This is a genomic window from Paenacidovorax caeni (assembly GCF_001298675.1).
Classification (GTDB): Bacteria; Pseudomonadota; Gammaproteobacteria; order Burkholderiales; family Burkholderiaceae_C; genus Paenacidovorax; species Paenacidovorax caeni.
This window is the reverse complement of sequence record NZ_CYIG01000070.1, coordinates 1-12,078: the sequence shown is the minus strand read 5'-3', so window position 1 is coordinate 12,078 and position 12,078 is coordinate 1. Positions and strand designations below refer to the sequence as shown.

The window sequence follows — 12,078 nt, the reverse complement described above, 5'->3', positions numbered from 1 at the left end:
CCGCAGGGCGTCAAATGGGCGTGCCGCTGGCTCATAACGCCGGAATTTGCCGGCGAATCGAGCTGCCATCGTCGCTTCGATCCGCATCGCGAAACTCAACGTGCCTCAGTCAGCTCGGACACGCAGGCGGACTGGGTTTTGCAGACCTTCCCTAGGTGAACTGAACGCAGAGCAACTGCGTGAAGTGACCCAGCGCCTGCTGGCCGAGCTGCGTCACCAGCGCGCGCTCAACGAGAAGCTCACCTATGAGTGCGCGCTGCTCAAGCGGCTGAAGTTCGCCGCCCAATCCGAGCGGCACAGCGCCGATCAGAGAAGCCTGCTGGAAGAAGAACTCGACAGCGATCTGGCTGCCGTCGCGCACGAGATTGAGCAACTGCAGCCCACCGAGGCAGCCGCAACCAACAAACAGCAGCCCAAGCGCACGCCGCTGCCGGCGAAACTGCCCAGGCACGAGATCCGCCACGAACCCCAATCCACCATCTGCAGCACGCCCGGTTGTGGCTGCCAATTGAAGCGCATCGGCGAGGACGTGGCCGAGAAGCTGGACTACGTGTCGGGCGTCTTCACCGTGGAGCGCCACATCCGTGGCAAGTGGGCCTGCGCCCAGTGCCAGACCATCACCCAGGCGCCGGTGGCCGCCCACGTCATTGACAAGGGCATCCCGACGGCCGGCCTGCTGGCCCAAGTGCTGGTGGCCAAGTACCAGGATCACCAGCCCTTGTACCGGCAGGAGAGCATCTTCGGTCGCGCCGGTCTGGCGATTCCAAGATCCACCCTGGCGCAATGGGTGGGCACCTGCGGCGCGCGGCTGCAACCGCTGGTCGATGCCCTGAAGGCCGAGGTGCTCGGCCACCGGGTGTTGCACGGTGATGAGACCCCGGTGGCCATGCTCAAGCCGGGCAACGGTAAAACGCACCGGGCCTATCTGTGGGCCTATGCCCCGGGTGCCTTTGAAGCCACGCGGTCCGTGGTCTATGACTTCTGCGAGTCCCGCGCCGGTGAGCACGCTCGCGCCTTCCTCGGTGACTGGCGCGGCAGCCTGATTTGCGACGACTACGCCGGCTATAAGGCCAGCTTCGCTCAAGGCGTGACGGAGGCCGGTTGCCTGGCACATGCCCGGCGCAAGTTCTTCGAGCTGCACGCGGCGGGCAAGAGCCGGATCGCTGAACTCGCTCTGAACCAGTTCGCCCGGGTCTATGAGATCGAACGGGAAGTCAAAGACCTGCCCGCACTGCAACGCCAGGAGGTTCGCCAGAGCCAGAGCAGGCCCGCGCTCGATGCCTTGCACGAATGGATGGTGCTGCAACGCCAGCAGGTGGCGGGCAACTCGGCCACGGCCAAGGCCCTGGACTACAGCCTCAAGCGCTGGACGGCACTTACGCGCTTCGTCGATGACCCGCAGTTGCCGCCCGATAACAACTGGATCGAGAATCAGATCCGGCCCATTGCCCTTGGGCGCTCGAACTGGTTGTTCGCCGGCAGCTTGCGCGCGGGCCAGCGGGCGGCCGCCGTGATGAGCCTGATCCAGTCAGCGCGCATGCGTGTACCGACAGGGTTGATCACTTGAACCATTTGCTCGCTATCAACGCACCGACGGAAACCGTATGGAGCGAATCGCGCTTGCGGTTGAGGGCGGCTTTAGGCTGGTTGCTGACGCTCAACCCGCAGACGTTGAACGACTGCTTCGATCAAGAGCTGACAAAGAAAAACATCCACGGGCTCTTTTCTGTCGCCCAAGAACTGATACAGCCAGCGTGGTCACTCGTGGACATTGGCATCTAGAAGGCGCATGGTCCTGCTCCCCCACTTGATGGGAAACCATCATGGAATCCGTTGCTGCCGTCGTTCATCGCGAACGCTGGAACAAGGGAAAGATCGTTGGTCAGAAGGCCCCCTTCACGCCCAAAGACATCTGGGTGTTGGCGCTGGCACCGAACTGATCATGCCGATCCAGCTTTGACCAAAGGTTTTTTGCTCCAAATGGAATGCTGGCGGGCAGTCCAAACCTGTATTGAGTGGTCATGTCGTGACCTGCAAATCTGCACAGATCTAGTCAGTCCGGAACGCGCGCTCCGCTCAATTTGGAAGTCGCGGTTTTCAGGCGCTGAGCGGAGGGCGGCCCTCGGACTTGGTCGGATTTCAGATCTGACCAAGCCTACCCTGGCGCATCGCTCAAAAATAGCCCACCCAATTTATGGGCTTGAACTTGCTGGGGAACAAGGGGAGGGAACCACCAAGCTGCTGATGGCTAGGAAAAAATAAGATGCCCAAACCAAGCGCATTGTCGGACAACACCGCATTGACAAATGCGTTTAGTGGCCCCGAAGTGCAACTGGCGCAGCCACCGCCATGCGCTGACTCAAGCGCCCTCTTGGACTCTACCCTCTGGTGCCGCAGTAGGGCGACCCAGAGGCGTAATTCTGGTGACTGTGGCCTGCGTACCCTTGCCGGGAGGGGGAAGAATCGCCTCCACAAGCTCCGCAGAGACGAGAACCCAGAGTTCGTCGATAGACGCTTCATCCTGGAGGGTTTGCGGCAGCGTGTCATTCACGAGTTGGCGCAGTGCCTTAGCAGAAACAAAAAGAGCCGGATGCTCAAGTAAGCATACCGGCTCTCGAACAGCGTCACCGCTGTAGCGCAGTGGTTCTACCGGCGACGCTGAAGAGCCACTTCACGCAAAGCCAGGGAGGCCAACAGAATGGAGAGCAGGATCATGCCCCATTCGGAGAGTGTCGGGATGGAGGTCGGCGGCGGGGTGCCCACTGTTTTCGGCGTGGTCGAGCAGTTGTTGCCGCCCACTGGATCGGCAGGCATATCGACGCAAGCCGTGTTGCTCAAAGTCGCAGGCCCCGCGTACGGAGAGTCCACTCGAACGCGGACCGTGAAGTCGACGGAAGCGCCCGCCGCCAAGCTGGCAATCACGCACACCACTTGACGAGACGCGCCGTCGTACGAGCAACCCGGCGCTGAGACAAACGTAAGCCCTGCAGGCAGTGCGTCCGTCACCTGCGCACCATTGGCTGGCACCACGTCGCGACCGCTGCCCGCCGTTTGCGTGTTGGTCACGCGCAGCGTGTAGTCGAACTCAGTGCCGGGCGTGGCCCGGGCGGCGCTGGTGGTCTTGGCGATGCCAAGGTCTATCTCGCTGCCCGCTGCAGGTGCAGCGCGACTCGTCGTCGTGTCTTCGTCCACCGTGTTGTTGGTTGTCTGCGTTTCGTTCTCGGCCACCGCCACCGTGACGCGGTTGCCCTGTGTACCCGAGTAGGACCCGGCAGTGATGATGCTCTCAGCCCGCATGCGATAGGTCAGTACCACCTGCTCAGTTGTGCCCACGCCGATGGTGGGGAAAGTGCACTGCAGGGTTCCGGACATGGCCCCAATCGCAGGCGCTGTACACGCTGGTGCCGGCACGTTCACTCCAGCCACGGTTGCAGTCAGACTGCCCTGATAGCTGAACCGTGCCGTGTTGCCCGCATTCGGGAAGGTGTCTGTCATCACCAGATTTGTGCCAATAGAAGGTCCAGCATTGCGGATGGTGACGGTGTACATCGTCTCTGCGCCCAAGGCGACCGGGTCCACGCTGTCGGTTTTTTGCACCAGGATATCCACCAGCGAGTCGATGACGTTGGTCGTGATGGTGGACGAGTTGTTGGTGGTGTCGGTTTCCGTATCACCCGCGCCCACGGTCACATTGACGGTGTTGCTGATGGTGGTGCCCAGCGCAGCAGCCAACGGACGCACGGTGAAGGTGACCGTGCGGTTGCTGTTCGCATCCACATTGGTCCAACGGCAGCTCAGTGTGCCTCCAACGGCGTTCACCGCTGGCACGGTCGAACAGGTTCCGCTGTTCGACGGGGTGCCCACGCTCACGAACGCAGTGTTGGGCGGCATCACATCGGTGATGATGAGCTCGTTGGCTCTGGACGGCCCGCCATTTCGCGCCGTGACGGTATACACGGTCGGCTGGCCTACGCGCACATTGCTGCTCGGGTTCACCGTTTTGGTTACGGTGGCATCCACCCGGGGCTCGACGTTGCTGCTGACGGTGGAGCTGTTATTACTCCGGTCAGGGTCGCCCACATCGAGCGAATTGACGGTGGCCGTATTGCCACGCGCAAGTACCGCTGCAGTCGCGTTGTTGGGACGCACTGTGATGACGATGGTGGCTGAGCCGCCGTTTCGCAACAGCGTACCAAGGTCGCAATCGACGACCTGCGAAACACCGTTCAGCGGATAGGGTCCCGCAGGCGAGCAACTGCCCTGCGTCGTCGTGATGCTTTGCAGGCCGCCAGTACTGACAAGGTTGTTCACCGTGTCGTACACATGCACGTTCGTCGCGTCCACCGTGGTCGAAAGGTTCGTTGCAACGATGGTGTAAGTGAGATTCTGACCCACCACGACCGAGCCAGGGCTTGCGTTTTTGACGATCTGCAAGTCCGCAGAATTCACCCCCGTGGTACCCGTGATACCGGCACCCACGCAATTGCGTTCGAACCCGGGGGTGTCGCCTGCCTCCACCGGGCCGCCGCCACTGAGGGCGAGGCAAACATTGTTAGTCAGTGTGCCCGCATTGGTATTGGTAGCAGGGATGCTGAGCGTGGGGGCGTCGCTGTTGACGGCGAGATTGCTGCTGCGCGTGTGCGTGCAAGTTACCGTGGTCGGGCCGACTGCTGGCAGGGCAGCACAGCTCCACTGCGACCCACCGGGCAGAGCGGCCAGTGACATGCCGGCCGGAACGGTTTCGGTCACGGTGATGGTCTGGCCCGTAAGTACCGGCATCGGCCCAAAGTTGCGCACTACGATGTTCCAGTCATAACTGGCACCTGTCACCACCGGGTTCACGCTGGGGCTTTTGGAGATGCGCAGGTCGGCAGAGTTATTGACGGTGACGGTGCTGGTGTTGTTGGCGTTATTGGAGTCGGCCTCGTTTGCTGCGACTGTTCCCGTGTTGGGGATGTCACCGATACCAGACACGTTGGCCACCAAGGAAATGGCGGGCAGGTTGGTGAATGGCCCCCCAATGTAGGTACCTGGATAAGTGCAGGTCAGTCGGCCAGCAACGGTGGCGCCAAAGTCGCAGACCCAAGGCGCGGCTGCGGAATGGCTGACATAGTCAAGACCTGCAGGCAGCGTGTCCGTAACCGTCACGCCGGTGGGTGGCGAGCCGCCTAGCTGCCGCGCAGCCAGCGTGAAAGTCGCCTGGCTCCCCCCTCCCCCTGCAGCCAATGCGGCGGTCTTGGTGATGGCCATGTCGGTGCCAGCGGTGAGCGTCACCGTCTCGGTGTCGACGTTGTCGCTGGTATCGCCATCCGGAAAGTTGGACCTGACATCAAAAGTGGCATCCACCGAACCCGTGACGTTGGCAACCGCAGGCACGGTGATGTTCGGAAAACTGGCACCAGAGGCCAAGCCATCGCTTCGGGAACAGGTGATCTCAGTGCCCGCTCCACCCCCCGCAGGAGCGGTGAGCGGATACCCGCTGGAAGGCTGGCAGTCCCAGCCTGTGCCAGTTGGACGGCTCGTGACAGTGGCGCCCGTCGGCACATTGAAGGTGACCCGGGGCGACTGGCCCGCTGGCAGCGGGTCCGGCCCGCCATTGTTGGTCACCGTGACCGCGTAGTTGTAAGGCGTGCCAGCTGCAATCGGACCACCGGCAGAAGAGGTCGCCGACACAGCCAAGTTGGCGGCTGCAACTACGGTAATGTTCCGGGTCAATGAATTGTTGCCGGTATTGTTGTCAGCAGTATCAGAAGTAAGCGCTGCAGAGTTGGTCCACACAGCGGCGGTCGGCAACGTCACCCTCAATGTGACTGTGCGCGAGCCGGGAAACGGAATCGTCGCCCACGTGCAGACATACGGCGCCACCGCAGTGCAGGTACCGCCGTTGCTTGCGGTCATGCTGACAAAGGTAGAGCCTGCCGGAATGGTGTCAGTCAACTGGACATTGGCCGCTGAAGACGTTCCGTTGTTATTGACCGTGATCGTGATGGTAGCGACACCCCCGGCAGGTACTGGATCAGGCGTCACTACATGCTGGGCTAGCACCATGTCGGCCGATTGCGCAAATGCAGCTCCGGCGAAAATGCCCCCCGCTAGCAGGAGCCAGCGAAACCGCCGGACCGCGCTTCTAGTTCGTGTGGCGGTGATGCCCGATCTACCTGCCGTGTTGCATAACCCAGAAGGACTCGCATCACCCTCAGATTGCGCTGCATGCATCCTCGTGGGAAGCCCGCGCGATAGCCATCGCACTACATGGTCGGACATAGATTCTCCTGATCTGAACTGCTGTAAATTTCAGCCAACGACAACTCCATAACCCCCCTACAGGAAGTTGAATGGTCCGATGTCGGCGCGCGACGATGCGCAGTGACCGCAGCGGTGACGCAGGGCTCGAATCTAACGGCGCTGCACTGCGGTGCGCGCGGAGTGACAATCGTTGACATTTGGCACGCCGTGGGCGCGTCGTTTGTACCACGCACGGATCTGAAATTCGGCGCATTTCAATGGGGAAAATACAATAAAGATGTTGGTGCCAGCGCCAAGCTGACCACCAATGCCAATGCAGCAATGATCATTGGTTGCCTGCCCCAAACGTAGTGCCGTGAGAGTTCTAGTCTTCATTGGGTGATCACACCGCAATCGGCACATTTGAAAAAACTTGGTCAATCCGGCATCCGCGCCGACAAACAGTCGCTACTGACTGCTCTCGGCGCGACAATGGTCGTTTGGAGACAGCGATCGGACGACGGCAACCGCTGCAGAGCCGCCGCTGACCGGGCGGCGACGGCTTAAGGCTGGTTGCTGCCGCTCGACTTCGGCGTCGTGCCATGTTCAAAGTGCCACAGCAGAGATTTCATCGGTCAGTACCGCAAGAGACCGGTCTACCACTTGAACCGGTCACTTGGCGGGAGGAGACTTGTGAGACTTCCGGGAATGGCGGCTTCCAACGTGTGTGAACGGGTCCTCTCGACCCAAAGCGGGCACTTACGGCATTTAGCTGAGCGACAGGCGTGCGGCGGCTGCTGCCTATCACACCTGCAAATCAAAGTACCGCTTTCTGCCAGAGGGCAGCCATCACGCAGTCTGTAGTGGAGCAATGGATTCAAATCAGACGCTCGCCTGCTAAGAATCTGGGAGTGGCATGACTCATCTTTTCCGACGCACCTTGCGCTCATGCAGATCGATGAGCGGCCAATGCGCATAATCCAATGGTTAAAAATTGCATCCGGATGACCTGCTGGCCGTGACACGGGAGTTCATCTGCTGTCATGTCTCGCGCTCCGGGCTGGACAGGTGCTTGCGCCGCCATGGAGCGGGCAACCTCAACGCCCTCAAGCCCAACTTTGGCCGGCAAACGCCGAGCTTGTCGGCAACAGCCTATGCACTTTCCTGCCGCGTGCAGAGCTCCACCACTCCAGTTTGCTTCAACGGCTCGGGATACCTTCGCTGCCCAACACGACCGACGATTGCTTTCGTGGCCTCGGAATGGCCTCGCGAAGCCGCTTGGTCAGAGTTCCACGACCGGGATAGCCCAGGGCCCACATCGTCTCTGCATTTCACCGATCATGGGCGAAGTATTGCTCAAGGGCAGCAGCCCTCTGCGCCGGCGAGAACTTGATCCTTTGCAAGGTACAGGCATCCTCTTGAACGCCGCCACGGACTGCAATGTTGTGCAATGTTGCGCCAACCCACTGCGATAAGGTTCGACCGGAAGAAGCGTCCGCACACGGATCCAAGCCCCCTGAGCGCAGCGACATCGCCCTGCCCCGGTCTGCACCAGCCCAGCGGCATGGAAGGCCGCCGGCAGGCCATTGGATAGGTTCACGGGCCTGACGCCAGGGAGCGCCGTTGCACAGTTTCTAGGGTGAAAATCCAAATGAGTTGTGCTATGCTTTACGAAAAGATACAAACAATACGGCGCCGAATGCCCAGGGGACGCTTTCTGGATTTCCAAGTCACGCCTGCTCAGGGATTTGAAACAACCATTTAGCTGAGGATTGCGCCATGAAATTTCGTCTTTTTTTGATTCTGCTGAGCGTTTTCGGTCTGAGCGCTTGCGCCACTTACAAAGAAAACTGGATCCCGCCCACGACCCCCAACGGCTCGATGTGCGTGGCCCAGTGCAACCAGAGCAAGCAAAGCTGCCAGTTCTCCAAACAGCAGCTGCAACAGCGCTGCGAATCGGACTACAACCGCGCGATGGCGGACTACCAAAGCTGCAAGGCCCGCAACCCGCAGACCAGTTACTGCAGCAGCTACCGCAGCAAGACCGAAGTCATCAACGGCCAAAGCGTGACCCGGCAGGAATGCACCGCCACCCGCTACGAATCGCCGTGCAAAGAGCCGGTCAAGTCATGCGGCAATGCCGGCAATGACAGCCAATGCGAAAGCAATTACCGCAGTTGCTTTGTCAGCTGTGGCGGCGTGATTGACCGGTACGAGGTCAAGTAAATCCAGACAATCGGCAAATTGCGACTTGCCGGATGATTGAAAGCATGGCCAGCCGACCCACCGGGCCCACCCGCTGAGCGCATTTTGGGCGCAGCGCGGGACCGCAACACGCGAGATTCCACGTGAGCATGTCTCAATTGAATGCCGCCGAGGGCCCGCCCGACTCAGCCGTGCAAAACCGCCTGACCGCCGCGGCCGCGGTGCTGGCCACGCTGTTTTTTGGCGGCTCGTTCGCCATGCAGCTGCATGCGCAGTCACGCACCGGGCGCACCTTTGCCGAGAGCTTCGCCTACCTGGAGGTGACGATCGTGGTTGGGGCACTGCTGGCCTTTGTGTCGATCGCCTGCCTGCTGCTGTGCCAGCACTGCGTGGCCACGGACCGGGGTTGGGCCCAATCGAAGCGGGGCTGGTTCATCGTGGCCAACACCGCGCAGTACCTCTCCATTGCCCAGGGCATGAGCGCCGGTCTGACCGAGTTGGTGTTTGGCATCAAGCACACCTTTGATGCGGCCGGGCTGGCCCTGGTGCTGGCCCTGAGCGCCACCCTGGTGTGGTGGCTGCTGCTGTTTGTCGCACCGCTGCATGCGCTGCGCCGCTGGTGGCCCCACCTGGCCCGGGGCGAGCGCGCCCTGGTCAGCGTCAGCTACGGCCTGATGCTGGCCTTTGTGCTGCTGAGCAACGGCACGATCTACTTGATCCAGGACGGTGCCCCCGACACCCTGGGCTCACTGGCCCAAGCGGTCGGCCGCCAGTTGGTGCAACCCATGACCTGGCTCGACACCTGGGCCCACCCACCACGGGCCACCCCGTGAGCCCAGCCCCCCCAAGGACACCCCATGACGACCACTATGACCACTACGACCACGACAAGATGGTCCGCCCTGCTGGCCTTGACGCTGACCGCCCTGCTCTCGGCATGCGGAGGACCTGCCCCGGTGGACTACTCGACGCAGAAGCGCGTCGTGGTGGGCACGGCCGAACACATGCAGGCACGGCGCGACAGCACACGCTTGTCAAGCAAGACCGCGGCCACCGGAGTCAGCCACAGCCGCCACCGAAGTAACTTGCTGCAGGCCGCCGATGCGCCCCACCCGTTCACACGGTCCAGCGGCATGGTGTTCCTGCACGCCAAGCCCAATGCCCTGGCCCAGGTGGCGTTCCATGAGGACGCCGCAGGCACCGTGTCGAGCGAGGTGCCCAGCCGCTTTGCCATCAGTGACGCGTCGGTGGTGGCGCGGGCCGAGGCCGACCCCTCGCACCCCAATGGGGTCAGCCTGACCCTGACCGGCAAGAAGGGCAACAGCTACATCACCGCCCTGAACGAGCGCGGCGACGCCCTGTCCAAGTTCATGGTGCTGGCCGCGGTCCCCCGAGGCGACGTGCTGGTGGTCAGCGACCCCGACATCCACCCGGTGCTGTGCGGCGTGGTGAACAACACCGACTACGGGCCGGTCTGTGACCTCAACAACGCCAGCCCATTTGACCAGGGTAACAACGGTGCAGGCTTCGACATCAACAACTTCGTCAAGACCGACACGCGCACCCAGAAGGCCATGTTGTTCGATCGCGCCGGCTACGCCAAGCTGAAGCAGCTGAACGGCCACATTTATAACAACAACCTGTTCAAGCAGCGCGCTATTTACTTCGAGGCCATCGACACGCTGGTGGTGCTCAACGATGGCGAAACCAAGGCCACCGACATGGCCGCGGTCAATTTCGACATCTCGGGCAAGGCCATTCCCGCCCAATGGATGACGGCGCTGACCATCCACCATGTCGCCACGCAAGAGGAGTTCAACGACTACATCGACTACGGCAACCAGCTCTCGGCCAGCCCGCTGCGCCACGCCGACCAGACCGACACCGTGGTCCATGAGGTGACGCCCGACAGCCCCTTGAGCGCGACCCTGGTCGGTGTGCAACTGAGCGATGGCAGCGAACTGCCCGCCAGTGCCAGCAACGTGCAGCAGGTGATGCTCGGCGCCACCGCACCGGTCAAGGCTCGCATCTACCGACTGCAGCGCAGTGGGGCGCTGACTGGCGACAGCCCCGTCAAGTGCTACATCACGGGCCAGTTCGGACTGATCGAGCCCAAGTTCTCGCTCAAGTCCTTCAAGTCCAAAGTCACCACCAGTGTGGGCGGCGACTTCAACTGGAACCGTGGCAAACCCGAACTGGGGGTCAAGATGCAGCCCCTGGTGGACATTGGCGGCCAGGTGGAAGCCTAGATGAGCGGCGGCGTCGGGGTTCAATGCAGCGTTGAGTTGGTGGACCTGCACCTGGCCGAGTTTGGTGTGCCCATCCTGGGCCACGTCGGGGTGGTGATGCCGCTGGAGGCCAAGGCGGAGTTCTCGATCGACGGCTCGGTGAACGGCAAGGCCGTGATGGTCACGCCGCACTTCACCCTCAGCAACGCCCAGCAGTCAGACCAGGTCGGCGAGGTCGGGTTTTCGTACTCGCCCGACGGTGGGCTGCAAAAGGTATTCAACATGAAGCCCAGCCTGGCACGGCGCGGTCTGGGCTTTGCCGACGGCACGGAGCTGAAGGGCAATTTGGTTCAGTCTTTCGGGGCTGGTTACAAGATGGGGATCGCCGCCGGCCTGCTGCTGCGCGCCGAAGTCAAGGCCTGGCTGTTCTCGCTCAAGGTGGACGCCAACGTGGCCGAAGCCCTGCTGGGCGTGCAGGTGGAAAGCAACTACACCATCAACCAGGCCCGCCAAAGCTACGCCAAGGGCGAGGCCAAGACCGAGGGCGGCATCGGTCTGTTCTTCACGGCGCACCCCTCGATCAGTGTGCACAGCAAGTTCTTCAACATGAGCTTCAACCTGTTCGACCTGGGCAAGCAGGACCTGTACTTCAGCAAGTTCCCGTTCGAGGCGGAGGCTGAGACCGCGCTGGAGCCTTCAGAGGAACTGATGACCATGGCGCTTTCAGAATGCTTCGTCAACAACCCTGTGGCGGGTGGCACCCAATGCGAGTTTGGCCAAGGGACACTGACCCCACGTGAACTCAACTACGGCAGCCAACAAATCTCCTTCCCTTACAAACCGATGCCGTCCGGTGGCTACAACTACTTCTACCGCTACGTAATCCGGGACAAGGAAAGCAATGCGATCAAAGTAGTAACGACCCGCGCAGCCCCGGTCGACAATCCGTCGGGGGTCCTGCCGCCTGACACCGACAAAGTAGTGTTCAATAAGTATGGCCTGACGGACATCCTGGCGGAATCGATCAGCACCGAACGGACTGCTCAGGGAGGCAGAATCTACGTTTCATGTTGGGCATGGATCAGGGGTAGCGCAGAGTTCACCCCGCTGCTAAAAAGCTGCCCGATTTGGGAGTGATTCGTAACCTGTTCGTTGATCCCCGGCTAGAAGTGACCTCAAGGGGAGACAGATACAAAATCGGGCTGGTATAGGGCATAAGTACAAGGCTCGCCCGATGTTCAACGGAGCTAAGAACACCTCGGCCGCTGCTTGAGGGTGTGCAGAATTTTGTGTAAACGGACAATCCACCGCCGGCGCGAGCCGGCCTGTCCGTAAGCACAATGAGCACCAAGAAACACGACGTACCCGAAGAACTGCTGTCTGGCCTGCTGGCTAACTACAAGAAGCCTGAAGACCTCAT

The 12,078-nt window shown here is 61.3% G+C and carries 7 protein-coding genes and 4 pseudogenes; 9 read left to right on the top strand and 2 right to left on the bottom strand.

Annotated features, from left to right (window positions below):
* Positions 1–100: 100 nt before the first annotated feature.
* The 3 genes and pseudogenes from tnpC to BN2503_RS20285 form a co-directional block, all read left to right on the top strand.
* Positions 101–1,540: pseudogene (tnpC, locus tag BN2503_RS17910) on the top strand (IS66 family transposase); the annotation flags it as partial.
* Between the two features lie 23 nt (positions 1,541–1,563).
* On the top strand, positions 1,564–1,782 hold the full coding sequence (locus tag BN2503_RS20290) for a hypothetical protein (RefSeq protein WP_139235550.1): 219 nt from the start codon (positions 1,564–1,566) through the stop codon (positions 1,780–1,782).
* Positions 1,783–1,823: 41 nt separating this feature from the next.
* Positions 1,824–1,922: pseudogene (locus BN2503_RS20285) on the top strand (integrase); the annotation flags it as partial.
* 724 nt (positions 1,923–2,646) lie between these two features.
* Here the strand turns inward: BN2503_RS20285 and BN2503_RS17905 are convergent.
* Positions 2,647–6,048 (bottom strand): IPTL-CTERM sorting domain-containing protein, encoded by a 3,402-nt coding sequence (locus BN2503_RS17905; protein WP_158447373.1) that lies wholly within the window; start codon positions 6,046–6,048, stop codon positions 2,647–2,649.
* A 378-nt stretch (positions 6,049–6,426) separates the two neighbouring features.
* On the opposite strand from BN2503_RS17905, the gene BN2503_RS20570 reads away from it, so the two are divergent.
* Both BN2503_RS20570 and BN2503_RS20280 read left to right on the top strand, forming a co-directional pair.
* Complete coding sequence (locus tag BN2503_RS20570) at positions 6,427–6,597, top strand: hypothetical protein (RefSeq protein ID WP_158447372.1); 171 nt, start codon at positions 6,427–6,429, stop codon at positions 6,595–6,597.
* A 631-nt stretch (positions 6,598–7,228) separates the two neighbouring features.
* Positions 7,229–7,339, top strand: a pseudogene (locus BN2503_RS20280) (IS481 family transposase); the annotation flags it as partial.
* Between the two features lie 41 nt (positions 7,340–7,380).
* Here the strand turns inward: BN2503_RS20280 and BN2503_RS21100 are convergent.
* Positions 7,381–7,616, bottom strand: a pseudogene (locus BN2503_RS21100) (IS3 family transposase); the annotation flags it as partial.
* Between the two features lie 388 nt (positions 7,617–8,004).
* Between BN2503_RS21100 and BN2503_RS17900 the strand changes: the two are divergent.
* The 4 genes from BN2503_RS17900 to BN2503_RS17885 all read left to right on the top strand — a co-directional run bounded on the left by BN2503_RS17900 (position 8,005) and on the right by BN2503_RS17885 (position 11,795).
* Positions 8,005–8,451, top strand: coding sequence for a hypothetical protein (locus tag BN2503_RS17900; protein WP_054257972.1), 447 nt, complete (start codon positions 8,005–8,007; stop codon positions 8,449–8,451).
* Positions 8,452–8,573: 122 nt separating this feature from the next.
* Positions 8,574–9,263 (top strand): hypothetical protein, encoded by a 690-nt coding sequence (locus tag BN2503_RS17895; protein WP_139235552.1) that lies wholly within the window; start codon positions 8,574–8,576, stop codon positions 9,261–9,263.
* Between the two features lie 24 nt (positions 9,264–9,287).
* Positions 9,288–10,679: a hypothetical protein gene (locus BN2503_RS17890; protein WP_139235553.1), complete on the top strand. Its 1,392-nt coding sequence runs from the start codon at positions 9,288–9,290 to the stop codon at positions 10,677–10,679.
* Positions 10,680–11,795, top strand: coding sequence for a hypothetical protein (locus BN2503_RS17885; protein WP_054257969.1), 1,116 nt, complete (start codon positions 10,680–10,682; stop codon positions 11,793–11,795).
* Positions 11,796–12,078 lie beyond the last annotated feature (283 nt).